The 19,545-nt window shown below is 63.7% G+C and carries 18 protein-coding genes and 1 pseudogene; 18 read left to right on the top strand and 1 reads right to left on the bottom strand.

Annotated elements, in window-relative coordinates:
• The 3 genes and pseudogenes from tuf to Q0K23_RS10990 form a co-directional block, all read left to right on the top strand.
• Positions 1-276 (top strand): annotated as a pseudogene (gene tuf, locus Q0K23_RS10980) (elongation factor Tu); the annotation flags it as partial.
• Positions 277-562: 286 nt separating this feature from the next.
• On the top strand, positions 563-1,417 hold the full coding sequence (locus Q0K23_RS10985; RefSeq protein ID WP_294522042.1) for a mechanosensitive ion channel family protein: 855 nt from the start codon (positions 563-565) through the stop codon (positions 1,415-1,417).
• 23 nt (positions 1,418-1,440) lie between these two features.
• A complete protein-coding gene (locus Q0K23_RS10990) occupies positions 1,441-2,031 on the top strand; it encodes a hypothetical protein (RefSeq protein ID WP_294522045.1) in 591 nt (196 codons plus the stop codon).
• 61 nt (positions 2,032-2,092) lie between these two features.
• On the opposite strand, the gene Q0K23_RS10995 is transcribed toward Q0K23_RS10990, so the two are convergent.
• The gene (locus tag Q0K23_RS10995) at positions 2,093-2,572 is read right to left on the bottom strand and encodes a DUF4830 domain-containing protein (protein WP_294522048.1); all 480 of its coding nucleotides are present in this window, start codon (positions 2,570-2,572) and stop codon (positions 2,093-2,095) included.
• A 102-nt stretch (positions 2,573-2,674) separates the two neighbouring features.
• On the opposite strand from Q0K23_RS10995, the gene Q0K23_RS11000 reads away from it, so the two are divergent.
• From Q0K23_RS11000 to trmFO, 15 genes are all read left to right on the top strand, one after another.
• A complete protein-coding gene (locus Q0K23_RS11000; RefSeq protein ID WP_294522052.1) occupies positions 2,675-3,424 on the top strand; it encodes a pseudouridine synthase in 750 nt (249 codons plus the stop codon).
• Between the two features lie 189 nt (positions 3,425-3,613).
• A complete protein-coding gene (locus tag Q0K23_RS11005; RefSeq protein WP_294522054.1) occupies positions 3,614-4,705 on the top strand; it encodes a CdaR family transcriptional regulator in 1,092 nt (363 codons plus the stop codon).
• 102 nt (positions 4,706-4,807) lie between these two features.
• Complete coding sequence (gene ftsE, locus Q0K23_RS11010; protein WP_148317485.1) at positions 4,808-5,500, top strand: cell division ATP-binding protein FtsE; 693 nt, start codon at positions 4,808-4,810, stop codon at positions 5,498-5,500.
• On the top strand, positions 5,484-6,383 hold the full coding sequence (gene ftsX, locus Q0K23_RS11015) for a permease-like cell division protein FtsX (protein WP_294522059.1): 900 nt from the start codon (positions 5,484-5,486) through the stop codon (positions 6,381-6,383). Before ftsE ends, ftsX begins: the two co-directional genes overlap by 17 nt.
• Before the next feature lie 26 nt (positions 6,384-6,409).
• Positions 6,410-7,690 carry a murein hydrolase activator EnvC gene (locus Q0K23_RS11020; protein ID WP_294522061.1) on the top strand — a complete coding sequence of 427 codons (1,281 nt, stop codon included), beginning with the start codon at positions 6,410-6,412 and terminating at the stop codon, positions 7,688-7,690.
• Positions 7,691-7,799: 109 nt separating this feature from the next.
• Positions 7,800-8,969, top strand: coding sequence for a S41 family peptidase (locus tag Q0K23_RS11025; RefSeq protein ID WP_294522064.1), 1,170 nt, complete (start codon positions 7,800-7,802; stop codon positions 8,967-8,969).
• A gap of 161 nt (positions 8,970-9,130) precedes the next feature.
• The gene (locus Q0K23_RS11030; protein ID WP_294522067.1) at positions 9,131-9,928 is read left to right on the top strand and encodes a hypothetical protein; all 798 of its coding nucleotides are present in this window, start codon (positions 9,131-9,133) and stop codon (positions 9,926-9,928) included.
• 107 nt (positions 9,929-10,035) lie between these two features.
• Positions 10,036-10,509, top strand: coding sequence for a transcription elongation factor GreA (gene greA / locus Q0K23_RS11035; protein ID WP_006573963.1), 474 nt, complete (start codon positions 10,036-10,038; stop codon positions 10,507-10,509).
• A gap of 75 nt (positions 10,510-10,584) precedes the next feature.
• Positions 10,585-12,087, top strand: coding sequence for a lysine--tRNA ligase (gene lysS / locus Q0K23_RS11040; protein ID WP_294522074.1), 1,503 nt, complete (start codon positions 10,585-10,587; stop codon positions 12,085-12,087).
• 144 nt (positions 12,088-12,231) lie between these two features.
• Positions 12,232-13,581, top strand: coding sequence for a TrkH family potassium uptake protein (locus Q0K23_RS11045; protein WP_294522089.1), 1,350 nt, complete (start codon positions 12,232-12,234; stop codon positions 13,579-13,581).
• A gap of 56 nt (positions 13,582-13,637) precedes the next feature.
• Positions 13,638-14,291 (top strand): TrkA family potassium uptake protein, encoded by a 654-nt coding sequence (locus tag Q0K23_RS11050; RefSeq protein ID WP_294522077.1) that lies wholly within the window; start codon positions 13,638-13,640, stop codon positions 14,289-14,291.
• A 33-nt stretch (positions 14,292-14,324) separates the two neighbouring features.
• Complete coding sequence (locus tag Q0K23_RS11055; RefSeq protein WP_294522079.1) at positions 14,325-15,083, top strand: RNA methyltransferase; 759 nt, start codon at positions 14,325-14,327, stop codon at positions 15,081-15,083.
• A 27-nt stretch (positions 15,084-15,110) separates the two neighbouring features.
• Positions 15,111-16,343 carry a DNA-processing protein DprA gene (gene dprA / locus Q0K23_RS11060; RefSeq protein ID WP_294522082.1) on the top strand — a complete coding sequence of 411 codons (1,233 nt, stop codon included), beginning with the start codon at positions 15,111-15,113 and terminating at the stop codon, positions 16,341-16,343.
• 53 nt (positions 16,344-16,396) lie between these two features.
• The gene (topA, locus tag Q0K23_RS11065; protein WP_294522084.1) at positions 16,397-18,736 is read left to right on the top strand and encodes a type I DNA topoisomerase; all 2,340 of its coding nucleotides are present in this window, start codon (positions 16,397-16,399) and stop codon (positions 18,734-18,736) included.
• 60 nt (positions 18,737-18,796) lie between these two features.
• Positions 18,797-19,545, top strand: a 749-nt coding sequence (gene trmFO, locus Q0K23_RS11070) for a methylenetetrahydrofolate--tRNA-(uracil(54)-C(5))-methyltransferase (FADH(2)-oxidizing) TrmFO (protein WP_294522087.1), incomplete at its 3' end; no start/stop codon positions are given.

Genomic DNA, 19,545 nt, shown 5'->3' on the forward strand with positions numbered 1-19,545 from the left:
AAGTTCACCGGCCAGGTGTACGTTCTGTCCAAGGATGAGGGCGGCCGTCACACCCCCTTCTTCAACAACTATCGTCCTCAGTTCTACTTCCGTACCACCGACGTGACCGGCATCATCACCCTGCCCGAGGGCACTGAGATGTGCATGCCCGGCGATAACGTCGACATGGACGTTGAGCTGATCACCCCCATCGCCATCGAGAAGGGCCTGCGTTTCGCTATCCGTGAGGGTGGCCGTACCGTCGGTTCCGGCGTCGTCATCGAGATCAACGAGTAATTGATTCTCGCTGCGCGCATCTGATGCGTGATCACAGAGAGACCTCATCCGTTTCGGATGGGGTCTCTCTTTTTTGCGCTCCGCGCCGGCTGGCCCGGGGAGGGTCCCGCTGTACGCAGGGAAAAATTCGGAGCGGGTCGGAGCCGGGTGGAGCCGGCGGGAAAATGCAGGATATGCTTCACATCGGCAGCCGGATGTTGTATAATAATGTCTGTTACGATAAAACGCCCCGCGGATCTTTTGCGCGGCGTGCGCCGTGTAAATTTTGATAAAAGGGGGCGGTCCTGTGGACAGCAGTCTTACTGTGGACAGCGCGGTGGGCGCTGACTCGGAAGAGGTCGTAAACGCATTCACAAAATTTTTTCAGGCCCCGAACCTGTGGCTGAGGGTACTCTATGTGGTGCTCCTGCTGGCGGTGTGCCTGATCGTCATGAAGCTGCTGATGTCGGTGCTCAACCGGGCGCTGGACCGACTGAATATTGAGAAGGGGCTCCATACCTTTATCAAGTCCGTGGTCAAGATCCTGCTCTGGTTCGTGACCATTATCATTGTCCTGGGCTATGTGGGGATAGAGGTTACATCCCTGATCGCGCTGTTGTCTGTCATCGGCCTGGCCATCTCCCTGGCCATCCAGGGCACCCTCTCCAATCTGGCGGGCGGCATCCAGGTGCTGGTGTCCAAGCCCTTCAAGGCGGGGGACTACATCGAGACGGACAGCGTGAGCGGCACGGTGAGCGAGATCGGCCTGGTGTATACCAAGATCAAGACCTATGACAACAAGATGATCATGATCCCCAACGGCCAGATCTCCTCCGCCAAGATCACCAACTATACCGCCGAGGAGCGCCGCCGGGTGGACCTGAAGTTCAACACCTCCTACGACGCGCCGGTGGAGCTGGTGAAGGAGACCATCCAGTCGGTGATCCGCAGCCATCCCAAGGCGCTGCGGGACCCGGCGCCCTTTGCCCGGGTCTCGGCCTATCAGGACAGCTCCATTGAGTACGCCGTGCGCGTGTGGTGCGCCACGGAGGACTACTGGACGCTGTATTCCGACCTGCTGGAGCAGGTCAAGGCCGCCTTTGACCAGAACGGGATCGAGATGACGTACAACCATTTGAATGTCCATATGATACGGGAGTAAGAGCGCACAGGAGGCGGTTGCCTATGGAGAAGCAATTTTCCGCGGCCGGACAGGGGCTGATGAAGGTTTTTTTCGGCGTATGCCTGTCCGCAGCCTATGTGCTGCTGAACACCATGGGGCTGGTCCTGGTGCTGATGCCCCTGCGGGTACTCTCCGCCATTATATGCCTTGCCGTCTTCTTCCTGGTGTTTGTGGGGCTGACCGCCTCTTCCGTTGCGGAGAGCGGCTACCGGCGGGCCATCTGGTGCGCCCGGATCAGCGCTGTGGTGGGACTGCTGGCCGCGTTGAGCGTGGATAACCCCATCCTGATCCTCTCCCTGGCGGTGGTGCGCCAGCTGCTGGAGCTGGCAGGGATCTTTGTGGTCTGCCGTCTGTCCGGCCGCCTGATGGCGGAGCGGGATGGGGCCACAGACCGCAGGGGAGAGCTGACCTGGCGGCTGTGCGTGCTGTGCGGCGCGTGCGGCATTTTCTGCGGCATATCCATCTTTATCCTCCATATGAGCGGCAGGATGATGCTGGCCGTGGTGGCAGTCTATCTGGCATTACAGCTGCTGGTACGGCTGATCTTCATGGTGTTTCTCTACCGGAGCCGGGGGGTACTGACGGCCCGCTGAGAAAAAGAGAAGAGCGCCGGGCGTTCCAACGCGCACGGCGCCGCAGGCGGCCCGGCCCTGCTCAGGACTGGGGGCGGGCCAGGCCGTGGATAAAGCCGTCCAGCTGGCTGGAGAGCACCTCGCCGCCGATGACGGTATTTTTGTAGACCAGCAGGCCGGCCTGGACGCCGGTCTCGCCGGTGGGGTAGTTGGTGATGGTATAGGCGTAGCGCTTGACCCGCTTGCCGCAGTATTTGGTCAGGTCGAAGCCCTGGCTGGCCTGGAGGTCCAGGTATTGGGCGTAGGTCTCGTCAAAGGTCTCCGGGATCAGGAGCTCCTCCACCGCGGCGGGCTCCGGGTCCACGGTCCAGCCGTACTGCTCCAGATAGGCCACCCGGTCCTCGTTGGTCCTGACGCCGTCGGGGTCCACCAGGGCGGAGACCGCCGTTCCTCTCCCGCCCAGGAGGACGAACAGGGCCACCAGCGCGCCGCAGAGCACCACTCCGGCCACGGCCGCGGCGGTGAGTTTTCTGCGGTCTACTTTGGCGGTAAAGATAAACACAGCGCAACGCTCCCTCCGTTTTATGTCGTGGTAATCCATATGTGGGCGGGGCAGGGGTTATGCCAGAAAACGGCGGCAAAACAGACGGACAGGGAGGACAGCATGGAGCGACTGGACAAGATTCTGGCCTCCACGGGGCGGTGGTCCCGGCGGGAGGTAAAGGAGCTGGTGCGGGCCGGACGGGTGACGGCCAACGGCGGAACGGTGCGAAGCCCGGAGGAGAAGTACCAGCGGGAGGGCCTGGATCTGCGGGTGGACGGACAGAGCGTGCTCTGTGCCCGGTACACCTACCTGATGCTGCACAAGCCGGCGGGGCTGGTGTCGGCCACGGAGGACCCCAGGCAGCCCACGGTGCTGGAGCTGCTGCCGGAGCACCTGCGGAAGATCGGGCTCTTTCCCGCCGGGCGGCTGGACCGGGACACCGAGGGGCTGCTGCTCCTGACCAACGACGGCGCCCTGGCCCACGACCTGCTCTCCCCACGCAAGCACGTGGACAAGACCTACTTTGTCCAGGTGGATGGGGCGCTGGACCAGTCGGACGTGGAGGCGTTCCGGAGCGGCATGACCCTGGGGGACGGGCTGGTCTGCCTGCCCGCCGGGCTGGAGCTGCTGGAGGCGCCCGACGAGGCCATCGTGACCCTGCGGGAGGGGAAGTACCACCAGATCAAACGGATGCTGGCGGCGCGGGGCAAGCCGGTGCGCTACCTGAAGCGGCTCACCATGGGCCCCCTGGCGCTGGACGAGGGCCTGGAGAAGGGGGCCTGGCGTCCCCTGACGGGGGAAGAATTGGACCAGCTGCGGGCTGTTCCAGGAGCTGGAACAGAAGAATCCACAAAAGAATTTGCAGAATAAGTGCTGAAAACGGCGAAAAAACAGCGAACTTTTCCTCTTGTCGTCACAAATTCAGGAAGTGTCAGACTGAGTTCGGCAATTTCCACAAAAATTTTTGCGTTTCCTATTGAAATGCACAAAAAAATCCGCTATACTGTAAAGGAAAATGTGCGTTCCCATGATAATAGAGTTTGAGGGAGGCTGTCGCCTATGTCCAGCAGGATTTTCCAGAGCGTCGTATTACAGATGAAAGAGAGCTCAGACAGAGCCATTGGCGTCATCGATTCCGAGGGCACGGTAGTGGCCTGTAATGAGTTGACCAATATTGGCGAGCGTTGGCCCGGTGCGGTGGAGGCGGTGAACGCCGCGGGAAACGAGATCGTCACCTTTGAGGGCAAGACCTTCAAGCCCCTGACCGGCTGGGGCGCTCAGTTTGACTACGCCGTGTTCGTCCGCGGGGAGGACGAGCAGTCCAGACTGATCTGCGCCATGGCTGCCGTGGCGCTCAACGGGGCCAAGACCTACTATGAGGAGAAGCATGACAAGGCCACCTTTGTCAAGAACATCATCTCGGACAACATCCTCTTGGGTGATATCTACGTCCGGGCCAAGGAGCTGCACTTTGTCTCCGAGGTGCCCCGCGCCGTGTTCCTGATCCGCCAGGTGGGCTCCACCGACGTGGGCGCCATCGACGTGGTCCAGTCCCTGTTCCCCGAGAAGCAGGTGGACTTCGTCCTCTCCATCAGCGAGACCGATGTGGCCCTCATCAAGCAGCTGTCCGACACCACCGAGAGCAAGGACCTGTACAAGGTGGCCAAGCAGATCGAGGACGCCCTGGCCGAGGAGCTCAACGTGAAGGCGGTCATCGGCATCGGCACCATCGTCAACCACATCCGGGACCTGGCCCGGGCCTACAAGGAGGCCCAGGTGGCCATCGACGTGGGCAAGGTGTTCGACACGGAGAAGAGCATCATCAACTACGAGAACCTGGGCATCGGCCGTCTGATCTACCAGCTGCCCACCACCCTGTGTGAGATGTTCCTCCAGGAGGTCTTCAAGAAGAACCCCATCGACGCCCTGGACCAGGAGACCCTGTTCACCATCAACAAGTTCTTTGAGAACAACCTGAACGTGTCCGAGACGGCCCGCAAGCTCTTTGTCCACCGGAACACCCTGGTGTACCGCCTGGAGAAGATCAAGAAGCTGACCGGCCTGGACCTGCGGGAGTTTGACGACGCCATCACCTTCAAGGTGGCCCTCATGGTCAAGAAGTACCTGATCTCCCGGGGCATTGATTCCTGAACATGACAACCGTATAGGGGACGCCGGTCTCGGCGTCCCCTATACGCAGTTGAATGGATATGCATTGATACGCATGATAACGATCACGCAGACGAGGTAGCTATGATTCGACTCATCGATATCTACAAGACCTATGACAACGGCACAAAGGCCCTGAAGGGGATCAACCTGCGCATTGACGACGGGGAGTTCGCCTTTCTGGTGGGCCCCTCGGGCTCGGGCAAGTCCACCATCATCAAGCTGCTGACGGCCGAGGTGGCCCCCACCGACGGCCGCCTGATGGTCAACGGCTATAACCTGAACACCATCCGGCCCCGTCAGGTGCCCTATCTCCGGCGCACCCTGGGGGTCATCTTCCAGGACTTCCGGCTCATCGAGAAGAAGACGGTGGCGGAGAACCTGACCTTTGCCATGCGGGTGGTGGGGGCCTCCTCCCGGGAGATCCGCAAGCGGATCCCCTATGTGCTGGATCTGGTGGGCCTGTCCAAGAAGAAGGACATGTGCCCCAACCAGCTCTCGGGCGGCGAGCAGCAGCGTGTGGCCATCGCCCGGGCGCTGGTGAACAATCCCAGCATGATCATCGCCGACGAGCCCACCGGCAACCTGGACCCCCAGCGCTCCCTGGAGATCATGATGCTGCTGGAGCGCATCAACGAGCTGGGCACCACCATGCTGGTGGTCACCCACGAGAAGGAGCTGGTCAACCGCTTCTCCAAGCGGGTGGTGGCCATTGAGAGCGGCAGGATTATCAGCGACGAGACAGGCGGGTATTACAACAATGAGACAACGTTTTAATTTCGGCTATTTTCTCTCCGAGGGCGTCCACAGTATCTTTACCCACGGCCTCATGTCCTTTGCCGCCGTGTGTATGATCGTGGCCTGCCTTCTGATCATGGGCTCCTTCTCCCTGGTGGCGGTCAACGTGGGGGAGATGCTGGGCGAACTGGAGCGGGACAACGAGTTTCTGGCCTACGTGGATGAGAACCTGTCCGCGGAGGATGTGGCGGCCCTGAAGGGCACGCTGGAGGCGGTGCCCAACGTGGCCTCGGTGGAGTTCATCAGCAAGGAGACCGCCAAAGAGGACTACGTGGAGGAGTACGCCAGCGGCGAGGACGCCGACCTGTTCCTGGAGCTGCCCGACGAGGTGTTCCGGGACCGGTACAGCATCAAGGTCACGGACATTGAGCAGTTCTCCGCCACCGTGGCGGCGGTGGAGGCGGTGCCCGGCGTGGTGAATATCCAGGCCATCCCGGAGATCGCCCAGGGCTTTGTGGTGGTGAGCAACGTGGCCAGCGGCGTCGCCATTATCCTGGTGGTCATGCTGGTGGTCATGTCCCTGTTCATCATCGCCAACACCATCAAGCTGGGTACCTTCACCCGGCGGGACGAGATCGCCATCATGAAGATGTGCGGCGCCACCAACAGCTTTGTGCGCTGGCCCTTTGTGGTGGAGGGCATGATCCTGGGCCTTGTGGGCGCGGTGGTGGCCTTCCTTCTCCAGTGGGGCGTGTACAGCCTCATCGGCCAGGCCATCGAGACGTCCGACACCATCCAGCTCATCACCATCATCCCCTTTGACGCCATGGCGCTGAAGGTGCTGGGCATCTTCTGCGGCACCGGCCTGGTGGTGGGCGTGGGCGGCAGTATGGTGGCCATCGGCAAGTTCCTGCAGGTGTAAGGGGAACAACAAAAAAGGAGATACTCATGGCACAGAAACAACAGAACCAGAAGACGGGAAAGAAGAAGGTATGGGACACCAGAAGGGTCCTGATGGCGGTCCTGGCCTGTGTGATGGTGGTGCTTCTGCTCCTGCCCATCCTGACCATGGCCATGCCCGCGGCACGGGCCGTGACCGAGGATGAGCTCCGGCAGCAGATCGAGGACCTGAAGGGGAGCGCCTCCGACGTGGAGAGCAAGAAGGAGGAGCTCCAGAGCCAGCTGGAACAGGTCCAGGGCCAGAAGGACAAGGCCATGCAGGAGAAGCAGCTCCGGGACCAGGAGCTGGCCTACATCGACCAGCAGATCGCCAACACGGAGAGCCAGATCGCCTACTATGACCAGCTCATCGAGGAGGAGACCGCCAATCTGGCCGAGGCCCAGGCCAAGGAAGAGGCCCAGTACGAGCTCTTCTGCCAGCGGGTGCGGGCCATGGAGGAGGCGGGCAACGTCTCCTACTGGGCCATCCTCTTCAATGCCAGCAGCTTTTCCGACATGCTGGACAAGCTGGTGTTTGTCCAGGACGTGATGGACTACGACAACGCGGTGATCGAGCAGCTCAAGGCGGACCGCCAGGCGGTGGCCGACGCCCTTGCCTCGCTGGAGAGCTCCCGCACCGAGCAGGCCAACCAGAAGACCCTGCTGGACCAGCAGCGTGCGGACCAGGCCGTCAAGGTGGAGCAGGCCGCCCAGGTGCTGAAGAACCTGGAGGACGACGTGGCCGAGTATGAGCGGCTGCTGGAGGCCCAGGCCGCCGAGGAGGCCCGGGTCAACGACGAGATCGCTGAGCGTGAGGCCGAGCTGGAGGAGCTGATCAAGAAGAACCAGATCCAGTTCACCGTCAGCAACGGCTGGCTCTACCCCCTGCCCACCAGCTGCATGACCCTGACCTCGGCCTTCGGCTACCGGATCCACCCCATCACCGGCCGGCCCCACAGCCACACCGGCACGGACATCGCCGCGCCCTACGGCACGCCCATCAAGGCGGTGAAGAGCGGCGTGGTCACCATCTCGGAGTACGGCAGCTCCTACGGCAACTATGTGGTCATCAGCCACGGCGACGGCACCACCAGCCTCTACGCCCACATGAGCAGCCGGGCGGTGAGCGCGGGCGACGTGGTCAGCCAGGGCGACGTCATCGGCTACGTGGGCTCCACGGGCAACTCCACCGGCAACCATCTCCACCTGGAGATCCGGGTCAACGGCACCCGGGTGGACCCGGAGCAGTACTGGCCCAACCTGCCCTTCTACCGCCAGTACAACACCTGACAACAGAAGAATGTGCTTATGACGGGAGCGGGCGGGGGAGACACCCCCACCCGCTTCCGGTTTTTTATAACGCATCCGTACAATCTCTGCCCTGAAAGGAAGCATTCCAATGAGAAAAAAGCGATTTTCCCCCCTGGCCCTGCTCCTGGCCGTGGTGATCACCCTGGCCGTCACCCTGGGCGGCGTGGCCCTGGCCGCCTGGGCGTTCATCGGCCCCCAGGCCCTCACCCTGCTGGAGGGGCTGGCCCTTGTCAACACCCGGTTTGTGGGGGAGTATGAGGAGAGCGAGGTGGTGGACGCGGCCATGACCGGCATGGTGTCCGGCCTGAACGACCGCTGGTCCTACTATCTGGACCCGGAGAGCTACGCCGCCACCCAGCAGCGCCGCCAGAACGTGTATACCGGCATCGGCGTCACGGTCAACTATACCGACGAGGCCGGCCTTACGGTCATCGCGGTCACCGAGGACGGCCCCGCCGATCAGGCCGGGCTCCAGGTGGGGGATGTGATCACCGCGGTGGACGGCACCTCCCTGGCCGGAGACGCCCGGTATGACGGCGCCGACCTGATCCAGGGCGAGGCGGGCACCACCGTGGAGCTGGAGGTCCGGGGCGCCGACGGCACGGTGCGCACCGTCACCGCCACCCGGGCCCAGCTGGAGACCGACCCGGTGGAGTACGAGCTGCTGGAGAGCGGCGTGGGCTATATCCAGGTGAAGAACTTCTACCGCCGCAGCGCCGACCGGGTGAAGGAGGCGGTGGACGACCTGGTGGCCCAGGGCGCCACGGCGCTGGTGTTCGACATGCGCAACAACGGCGGCGGCTATCTGGATGAGCTCACCGAGATGCTGGACTATCTGCTGCCCGAGGGGCCCATTTTCCGCCAGCAGGACCGGGAGGGCAACGAGAAGGTGACCAACTCGGACGCCCATTTTATCGACCTGCCCATGGCCACTCTGGTCAACGCGGACACCTACTCTGCCGCCGAGTTTTTCGGCGCTGAGCTCCAGGAGCAGGGGGTGGGGGTGATCGTAGGGGAGCCCACCTCCGGCAAGGGTTACTCCCAGCAGACCTTCCCGCTGTCCGGCGGCGGCGGCCTGGGCATCTCCACCGAGAAGTATTTCACCGGCAACGGCGTCTCCCTCATCGGCACGGGCGTCACCCTGGACCGGGAGGTGTACCTCTCCGAGGAGGAGGGACAGCTGCTGCTGGCGGGCCAGCTGCCCCACGGGGAGGACGCCCAGCTCCAGGCCGCCCTGGAGCTGCTGGGCGCGGCATAAGCCCATTGTCTGCGAGTCAAATCGTCGGCGCAGCCCGGCGGCTGTCCCGGAGGGGACGCCGCCGGGCTTTTCCATGGCATGGAGACGGGCCCGGGAGAATATACTTCCTCTGATCCTGGGTGGCTGTGCCGCCTCACGACAAGGACTGCGGGGGAGCGGATATGCTGGGCTATGTGGCGCTGACAGGGGAGAAGGGCCGGAAGATAATGCTGGAGCAGACAGAGGTAATGGGCCTGCCGCTGGTCCGGGCGCAGGTGCCGGGGATGGGCGGCCGGCATGAGAAGCGGCTGGCGCGGCGGGTGGAGCGGGCCGCCCGGCGGCTGAGGGAGGCGGGGGTCCGCCGGGTGCTGACCGGGCCGGACTTTCCCTACTGGGACCTGCTGGAGGCACAGGGCCTGGGGGGCGTGGACCCGGGGCCTATGTGCCAGGCCATGGCCGCGCCTCTGGCCCTGGCGGCGCTGGAGGGAGGCGTATGTCCTCCTGAGCGGGCGGTGGTGGCGCTGCGGGGCGGCCGGGTGTCCCGGCCTTTCTTCCAGGCCGCAGTGGCGCTGTGCGCCCGGGTGCGGGGCGTGGAGGTGCGGGCGCCCGGCGGCGGGGCGGAGCTGGCGGACTATCTGCGGCGGGAGTACGGCCTGCCGGTGCTGGAGCGGGAGCGTCCCGACCTGATCGTGGAATTTTCTCCCATAACATCCGAGCCGGAGGGAGGTCCCGCCATGGTGCTCCACGGGCCGTCCCTGCGCCTGCTGGGGCTGACGCTCCGCCCGGCCATGCCTGTTCCCGACGGCTTTGCACCGCTGCCCCTGACAGCCGCCCTGTGGGAGACAGGCTGCCTGCCGCAGCCGCCTGAGGTGGTCCCAGAGGGGAAAAAAGATGACATGGGGGGTGTTTTTGGGGCGGAAAGGCCCTTGACAGAACCAGACAAACTACATATAATACGTAACGTCACTATTGCGAGATAGTGTGTTTTTTCTTATACGCAAAAATAGGGACCGACCGGGCAGAACCAGCTCCGGTCCCTTGACGGTTGAATGAAATTTTGTTGAAACGGAAAGGTGTGCGCAGCAGCATGGCGAAAGAATTCAAGCTCAGCCCTGAGCGCTGGAAGGAACTGAAGGACGAACTGGTCTATCTGAAGACAGTCCGCGAGAAAGAGGTGGCCGATCAGATCAAGGAGGCCCGCTCCTTCGGCGACCTGAGCGAGAACAGCGAGTACGACGAGGCCAAGAACGAGCAGGGCAAGCTCTACTCCCGGATCGCCGAGGTGGAGAACATCCTGGAGAACTGCGTGGTCATCGAGGAAGAGATCCACGACGGCAAGACCGTCCGCCTGGGCAGCAAGCTCAAGGTGCTGGACGTGGAGTTCAACGAGGAGCTGGACTACGAGGTGGTGGGCTCCCAGGAGGCCGACCCCATGAACGGCCGCATTTCCGAGGACTCCCCCTTCGGCCGGGCCCTGCTGGGCAAGAGCGTGGGCGAGGACGTGGTGGTGGAGGCCCCCGCGGGCGCGCTCCACTACAAGGTGCTGTCCATCAGCAAGTAAGCCGGGGCGCGGCCCCAGCGGGAACAACATAAGAGAGGCCGGGACCACCCGGCCATAAGATAAGGAGCAAGGAGTATGACAGAGAATACCAACGCCCCCCGCCAGGAGGAGCAGTCCCTTTCGGAGCTTCTCCAGATCCGCCGGGACAAGCTGAAGGACCTGCAGGACGCGGGCATGGACCCCTTCCAGCAGACCAAGTACAGCGTGACCGCCCACTCCCAGGAGATCAAGGACAACTTTGAGACCATGGAGGGCCAGACGGTCTCCGTGGCCGGACGGCTCATGTCCAAGCGGGGCATGGGCAAGGCCATGTTCTGCGACCTGCAGGACGTCCAGGGCCGCATCCAGCTGTACGTCCGCATCGACGAGCTGGGTGAGGAGCCCTTCGCCCGGTTCAAAAAGGTGGACATCGGCGACATCGTGGGCGTGGAAGGCGAGGCCTTCCGCACCAAGCGGGGGGAGATCTCCGTCAAGGCCAAGAAGGTGACCCTGCTCTCCAAGTCCCTCCGGCCCCTGCCCGAGAAGTTCCACGGCCTGACCGACAAGGAGACCCGTTACCGCCAGCGGTACGTGGACCTGATCGTCAACCCGGAGGTGCGCCAGGCCTTTGTGATCCGCTCCCGGTTCATCAAGCACGTGCGGGAGTTCCTGGACAACCGGGGCTATATGGAGGTTGAGACCCCCGTGCTCAACACCATCTCCGGCGGCGCCACCGCCCGGCCCTTCATCACCCACCACAACACCCTGGACATCGACATGTACATGCGCATCGCCACCGAGCTGCCCCTGAAGCGGCTGATCGTGGGCGGCATGGACCGGGTGTACGAGCTGGGCCGTATCTTCCGCAACGAGGGCATGGACCCCAAGCACAACCCCGAGTTCACCACGGTGGAGCTCTACGAGGCCTTTGCTGATTTCCACGACATGATGGACCTGTTCGAGGACCTGCTGTCCTCCGCCGCCCAGAAGATCCTGGGCACCTACGAGGTGGAGTGGCAGGGGGAGAAGATCGACCTGACCCCCGGCTGGCCCCGGCTGCCCATGCACGAGGCGGTGAAGCAGTACACCGGCCTGGACTTTATGGCCATCACCTCCGACGAGGAGGCCGTGGCGGCCGCCAAGTCCATCGGCGTGGAGCTGCCCGAGACCGCCGACAAGACCTGGGGCAACGCCCTGTACGAGGTGTTTGACCAGCGGGTGGAGGAGAAGCTGATCCAGCCCACCTTCATCACCATGCACCCCGTGGACGTGTCCCCTCTGGCCAAGCGGTCCCCCAAGGACCCCCGGCTCACCGAGCGGTTCGAGCTGTTCATCTGCCACAGCGAGATGGGCAACGCCTTCTCCGAGCTCAACGACCCCATCGACCAGCGCCAGCGCTTCCAGAAGCAGGTGGAGCTGCGGGACAAGGGCGACGACGAGGCCGGCATGATGGACGAGGACTTCCTCAATGCCCTGGAGTACGGCATGCCCCCCACGGGCGGCCTGGGCATCGGCATTGACCGCTGTGTCATGATGCTTACCAACTCTGATACCATCCGGGACGTGATTCTGTTTCCGACCATGAAGCCCCTGGATTAATAGCACAAACAGCATACCGGAGGAGAGCCATCCCTTCGGTATGCTGTTCTGCGTAAAACGGGAAAAATGGCGGAACGAATCACGCCCCCGCTATACTGTGGAGGCGTTAGTTTGAAAAAATATATCGGTATCTGGTTCAGAGACATGCTGATCCGGAGAAAGAGTATGAATGCCACCCGCATGGTGGCTGGGAGCTTCGCTATCATTATTCTGTTGGGAACGCTGCTGCTGATGCTGCCCATTGCATCCCAGAACGGCCAGAGCGCCGGATTTCTTACCAGCCTGTTCACCGCCACCTCCGCCACCTGCGTGACCGGTCTCATCCCGGTGGACACGGGCATGAGCTGGACCTTCTTTGGCCAGTTGGTCATTATTCTGCTGATACAGGTGGGCGGCCTGGGCTTTATGACCGTGCTGTCGCTGTTCTCACTGCTGCTGCGCCGCCGTATCGGCTTGTCTGAGCGGCTGATCATAGCATCCACGCTGAACCTGAACGACATGGACGGCGTGGTCCGGGTGGTACGTCATGCGCTGATGGTGACATTCACCATGGAGGGTATCGGCGCAGTGGTGCTCTCTACCCGGTTTATTCCTCAGTTTGGCCTTCTGGGCGGCATCTGGCGGGGAATTTTCCACGCCATTTCCGCCTTCTGCAACGCCGGATTCGATTTGGTAGGTGGAAAGTTCGGCGCCTTTACAAGTCTGGAAGGGTACAACAACGATCCGCTGGTGCTGGGCACGATTATGGTGCTGATCGTGTCCGGCGGTCTGGGCTTTTTCGTATGGGAGGATATGCTTCGGGTCAAAAGATGGAAAGGCTTTTCCTTTTACACGAAAATGGTGCTCACCATTACTGCCGGGCTGCTGATTTGCGGCGCTGTGTTCTTCCTGTGCGTGGAGTACAACAACCCCGCCACCTTTGGATCCATGCCGCTGCCCCAGAAGGTGCTCAACGCGATGTTCCAATCTGTGACGCTGCGTACGGCGGGCTTTGCATCCTTTAATCAGGGCGGTCTGCAGGACAGCTCCATTGTGGTCTCCTGCGTCCTGATGCTGATCGGCGGATCCTCGGGCTCCACAGCCGGCGGACTGAAGACGGTGACGGCGGCGCTGCTGCTGCTGAGCCTGCGGGCCAATCTGGCCGGCCGGGAGCAGGTGACCATCCGGGGGCGGGCCATCTCTTACCGAAAGGTCATCGACGCCATGACACTGGCGCTGATCATCGTATTCCTGTTTATGACAGGCTCCATTCTGATCTCTCTGGCGGATGGGGTACCCTATCTTCATGCCGCCTTTGAAACAGCGTCGGCACTGGGCACGGTGGGCGTGACCGTGGGCATTACGCCTTCCCTGAGTCCTGTTTCTCACGTGATTCTTATCTGCCTGATGTATCTGGGCCGTATCGGTGTTCTTACCTTCTCCATGGCATTCCTGACCAGGAGCCGCTATCCGGCAAAAATCAAATATCCGAATCTGGACGTTATGATCGGCTGACGGCAGACAGAGCCGTCGATTCTGCATCCGCCAACAGCGGAGAAAGGTGAATTATCATGAAGACTTTTGTTGTCATTGGACTGGGACGTTTCGGCACTGCCGTGGCCACTGAGCTTTGTGAGCTGGGGCACGAGGTGCTGGCCATTGATGCCAGCGAGGAAGGCATACAGCAGGTGGCCGACCGGGTTACCCATGCCGTGGCCGGCGATGCACGGGATCCCGCCGTGCTCCGTGCCCTGGGTGTGCGCAATTACGACTGCGCCATTGTGGCTGTGGGCGACGACGTGGGCAACAGCGCTCTGATTACGCTGAATCTGAAGGAGATTGGCGTCAAGCGGGTCATCTGCAAGGCCCAGAGCCATGTCCACCGGAAGGTGCTGGAGAAAATTGGCGCCGACCGGGTGGTGTTCCCCGAACATGAGATGGGCGTCAAGCTGGCCCAGGGGCTGTCCAGCTCCAACGTGCTCAACTTTATCGAGCTGTCCGAGGACTTCGGCATTGTGGAGCTGGAGATCCCCAAGAGCTGGCAGCGCCGGTCCATCCGGGACCTGGACGTCCGGGCCAAGTACCACGTCAACATCATCGCCGTCCGCAAGGGGAGCACCGGCCAGCTGGAGGTGTCCCCCGGCGGCGACTACGTGCTGGAGACCAAGGACGCGGTGGTCACCCTGGGCCGGAACGAGGACATCAACCGCCTGCACGACCTGTAAGCGGCAGGCTGACACAGAGACAAGGAGGCCCCTATGGAGCACATTACCAGCCGGCAGAATCCCCTGATGGTCCGCATTAAAAAGTTGGGGCACAGCCGCGCCCAGCGGAGGAAAGAGGGGGTATTCGTCTGCGAGGGGCCCAAGCTGATCGGGGAGGCCCTGAAGTGGGGGGCCTGCGTGGAGACCGTGCTGGCGGCGGAGGGGAGCCCGTTTCCTCAGGGCCTGTCCCAGGAGACCCGTCAGGTGGAGGTGCCCGACAGCCTGCTCCAGGCGGTCTCCTCGGTGGAGACGCCCCAGGGGCTGCTGGCCGTGTGCCGCACCCCGGCGCTCACGCCGCCGGACAAGCTGACCGGCAGCCGCTACCTGGTGCTGGACGGCGTCCAGGACCCGGGCAATCTGGGCACCATCTGGCGCACCGCCGACGCCTTCGGGGCCGACGGACTGCTGCTGGTCAACGGCTGCGCCGACCCCTGGAGCCCCAAGACCATCCGGGCCACCATGGGGGCCTGCTTCCGCCTGCCCGCCTGGGAGGCGGACCTGGAGACCGTCCGGGCCCTGCTGGACGGGGCGGACATCCCCCTCTACGCCACTGCCCTCCGGGCGGACACGGTGGACGTGCGGGACGTGGACCTGAAGCGGGCCGCCGTGGTCATCGGCAGCGAAGGACAGGGCATCTCGGACGAGGCCCTGTCCCTGTGCCGGCGGACCATCAAGATCCCCATGCGGGAGCGGTGCGAGTCCCTGAACGCCGCCATGGCGGCCGGGGTGGTGCTGTGGGAGATGTGCCGGTAAAAAATGAAATAATAGGAGGGGACGGCTGTGGCAGCGCTGAAATACTGGATCTGGCTCACCACGCGGCGGGGTATCACGCCCCTTCAGACCTTCCAACTGCTGGACCGCTTCGGCACGCCCGAGGCGGCCTACTTTGCCGACCGGGAGGAGTACCGCCTGTGGGGCCTGACCGAGTGGCAGCAGCGGGCCCTGCTGGACAAGAACCTGGACGGGGCTGAGCGCATCCTGGCCGACTGCGACCGGCTGGGCATCCGCATCCTCACCATCCAGGACGCGGAGTACCCCGAGCGCCTGCGGCAGATTGAGAATCCCCCCTGCGTGCTCTATGTGAAGGGGAAGCTGTTCCCCTTCGACGAGCTGGTGACCGTGGGCGTGGTGGGCAGCCGGCGGCCCACGGAGTACGGCAAGATCATGGCGGGCCGCCTGGGCATGGAGCTGGCCAGAGGGGGCGCGCTGGTGGTGTCCGGCATTGCCCGGGGCCTGGACGCGGCGGCCCTCCGCGGCGCCCTGAAGGGCGGCGGCAGCGTGGTGTCCGTGCTGGGCGGCGGGACCGACGTCATCTACCCGCCGGAGAACCGCTGGCTCTATGAAGATGTGGCGGCTGCGGGCGCGCTCATCTCCGAGTACCCGCCGGGGACGGAGAACAAGGGCGAACACTTTCCCGTCCGCAACCGGATCATCAGCGGATTGTCCCTGGGCGTGGCTGCCGTGGAGGCGACGGAGCACAGCGGCACCTTGATTACCATGCGCCTGGCCCTGGACCAGGGCCGGGACGCCTTCGCGGTGCCCGGCAACGCCGACGCGCCCATGAGCCGGGGCACCAACCTGCTCATCCAGCGGGGCGAGGCCAAGCTGATCCTGTCCGGGTGGGATATTCTGTGTGAGTATGAGTATCTGCTGCCCGGCCGGGTGAGCCGTCCGGAACCCCTCCCTGCTCAGGAGGAGGCGGCGCGGCTGGAGGCGCCGGAAGCCCCCGCGGAGCCGGAGCGCCCCCGGACTGTCACGGCTGAAACGGTTGACAACCCTGAAAAAATGGCATATATTACCTTACAAGACCAGGGCGGGGAGTTCACCGACGACGAGCGGGACATTCTCCTGGCCCTGGAGGGGCGGGCATTGCGGACAGACGACCTGGTGGAGCTGACCCAGATCCCCGCCCGCAGGGTGTCCAGCGCCCTGACCATGCTGCAGATCCGCGGCTACGTGGAGGAGAAGGCGGGCAGGCGTTTTGAGAGCACCGTGATATTGAAGCGAGAATAAGCCGGGGGAGCCGGGCCGAAGACACGAGCGGGTTCCCCTTTTGGAGGTATATCGTGGCAAAGACAAATCTGGTTATCGTGGAGTCTCCGGCCAAGGCCAAGACCATTACGAAATACCTGGGCCCTGGGTACCAGGTCAAGGCGTCCATGGGCCACGTGCGCGACCTGCCCAAGAGCAAGCTGGGCGTGGACGTGGAGCACGGCTTCACCCTGGACTACCAGCCCATCAAAGGCAAGGAAGAGGTCATCGACGACCTGAAGAAGGCCGCCAAGAAGAGCGACCAGATCTTCCTGGCCACCGACCCGGACCGGGAGGGCGAGGCCATCTCCTGGCACCTGAAGGAGCTGCTGGGTCTGCCCGACGAGCGGACCCACCGGGTCACCTTTAACGAGATCACCAAGAAGGTGGTCAACGAGTCCATCGCCCACCCCCGGGCCATCGACATGGACCTGGTGGACGCCCAACAGGCCCGGCGTGTGCTGGACCGGATCGTGGGCTATCAGATCTCCCCGCTGCTGTGGAAGAAGATCCGCCGGGGCCTGAGCGCGGGCCGGGTCCAGTCTGTGGCCACCCGTCTGGTGGCCGAGCGGGAGCAGGAGATCCGGGACTTCAAGCCCGAGGAGTACTGGACCCTGGAGGCCGAGCTGGAGCGGGTGGCCCCCGCTGCGGGCAAGTTCAAGGCGGCCTTCTACGGCCGGGAGAAGAAGATGGAGCTCCACAGCGAGGAGGAGGTCAACGCGGTGGTGTCCGCCGTGGAGCACGCCCCCTTCTCGGTGCGGGGCGTGAAGCGGCAGGACAAGCAGCGCAACCCCGCGCCCCCCTTCACCACCTCTACCCTCCAGCAGGAGGCCTCCCGCAAGCTGAACATGACCCCCCGGCGGACCATGTCCATCGCCCAGCAGCTCTATGAGGGCGTGGACATCGCGGGGGAGGGCACCGTGGGCCTCATCACCTATATGAGAACCGACTCCCTGCGCCTGTCCGAGGAGGCCACGGCGGCCGCCAGGAGCTTCATCCTGGGCCGTTACGGCCAGGAGTACTATCCGGGCAAGCCCCGGGTCTACAAGGCCAAATCGGGCGCCCAGGACGCCCACGAGGCCATCCGTCCCTCCGACGTGAACCTGACCCCCGACGACGTGAAGAAGGACCTGACCAGCGAGCAGTACCGGCTCTATAAGCTGATCTGGAGCCGGTTCCTGGCCTGCCAGATGGCCGCCGCCGTGTACGACAGCGTGACCATCGACGTGGAGTCCGCCGGGTACACCTTCCGGGCCAACCACTCGGCCATCAAGTTCTCCGGCTACATGGCGGTGTACGTGGAGGGCAAGGACGAGGAGGAGGACGAGTTCCAGTCCCCGCTGCCCGACCTGAAGGAGGGGGAGCCCCTGGACCTGCGGAAGCTCAACCGGGACCAGCACTTCACCCAGCCCCCCGCCCGCTACACCGAGGCCACCCTCATCAAGGCCCTGGAGGAGAAGGGCATCGGCCGCCCCTCCACCTACGCCCCCACCGTGTCCACCATCCTGGACCGGGAGTACGTGGTGAAGGAGGGCAAGTACCTGCGCACCACGCCCCTGGGCGAGGTGGTCACCGGGCTGATGAAGGACAAGTTCCCCGACATCGTGGACACCGCCTTTACCGCCCACATGGAGGAGCAGCTGGACGAGGTGGAGACCGGCAAGGTCAACTGGCGGGAGCTCATCAGCGGCTTCTACGGCGGCTTTGAGAAGGAGCTCCAGCAGGCGGAGAAGGACCTGGACGGCGAGCGCATCAAGGTGCCCGACGAGGTCTCCGAGGAGATCTGCCCCAAGTGCGGCCGGAACCTGGTCATCAAGTCGGGCCGGTTCGGCCGGTTCCTGGCCTGCCCCGGCTGGCCCGAGTGCGACCACACCCAGCCCATTGTGATCGAGATGCCCGGCCGCTGCCCCAAGTGCGGCGGACGGATTCTGAAAAAGACCTCCAAGCGGGGATTTGCCTACTACGGCTGCGAGAACAACTCCGGCCGCAACGGCGTGAAGTGCGACTTCATGACCTGGGACGTGCCGGTGAAGGACAACTGCCCCTCCTGCGGCCACACCATGTTCAAGAAGTCGGGCAAGGGGTTCCGCAAGCCCTTCTGCATCAACCCCGAGTGCCCCAACTTCCTGCCCGAGGACCAGCGGGGCTACAAGAAGAAGCCCGCCGCCGAGGGCACGGCCGCAGAGGCCGCCCCCGCCGAGGGGGAGGAGAAGCCGAAAAAGGCCGCCGCCAAAAAGACGGCAGCCAAGAAGCCGGCGGAGAAAAAGACGGCGGAGAAGAAGCCCGCTGCCAAGAAACCCGCGGCCAAGAAGGCGGTTGCCAAGCCCGCCGCCAAAAAGACAACGGCCAAGAAGGCCGCCAAGACCGAGGAATAACCCTGGGGCAGGGACGGGGAAGCGCCCGCCCCTGCCCTCTTGCGATACAAAGGAGATACGATGGAACCAGTGATTGTAATCGGCGCGGGCCTGGCCGGGTCCGAGGCCGCGTGGCAGCTGGCCCAGCGGGGCATCCCGGTGGAGCTGCGGGAGATGAAGCCGGAGAAGATGACCCCCGCCCACCACACGCCCTGGTTTGGCGAGCTGGTGTGCTCCAACTCCCTGCGGTCCGACCAGCTGGAGAACGCGGTGGGTCTGCTGAAGGAGGAGCTGCGGCGCATGGGCTCCCTGATCCTGTCCTGCGCCGACGAGCACCGGGTGGAGGCGGGCGGGGCCCTGGCGGTGGACCGCCACGGCTTTGCCCAGGCCATTACGGACAAGATCCGCAGCCATCCCCTCATCACCGTGGTGGAGGGGGAGGTGGAGCACCTTCCGGCGGAGGGACAGGTCATCGTGGCCTCCGGCCCTCTGACCTCGGACGCCCTGGCCGAGGACATCAGGGCCTTTTTTCCCGAGAGCCACTACCTGAATTTCTTCGACGCCGCCGCGCCTCTGGTAACCTTTGAGAGCGTGGACATGGACAGCGCCTTTTTCGCCTCCCGGTACGACAAGGGCACCCCGGACTATATCAACTGTCCCCTGACCGCGGAGGAGTACGAGGCCTTCTGGACCGAGCTGTGCGCCGCCCAGGAGGCGGAGGTCCACGGCTTTGAGGACAAGAACGTGTTCGAGGGCTGCATGCCCGTGGAGGTCATGGCCCGCCGGGGCCACGACACCCTGTGCTACGGCCCCCTGAAGCCCCGGGGCCT

Source organism: uncultured Pseudoflavonifractor sp. (assembly GCF_944387275.1).
Classification (GTDB): Bacteria; Bacillota; Clostridia; order Oscillospirales; family Oscillospiraceae; genus Pseudoflavonifractor; species Pseudoflavonifractor intestinihominis.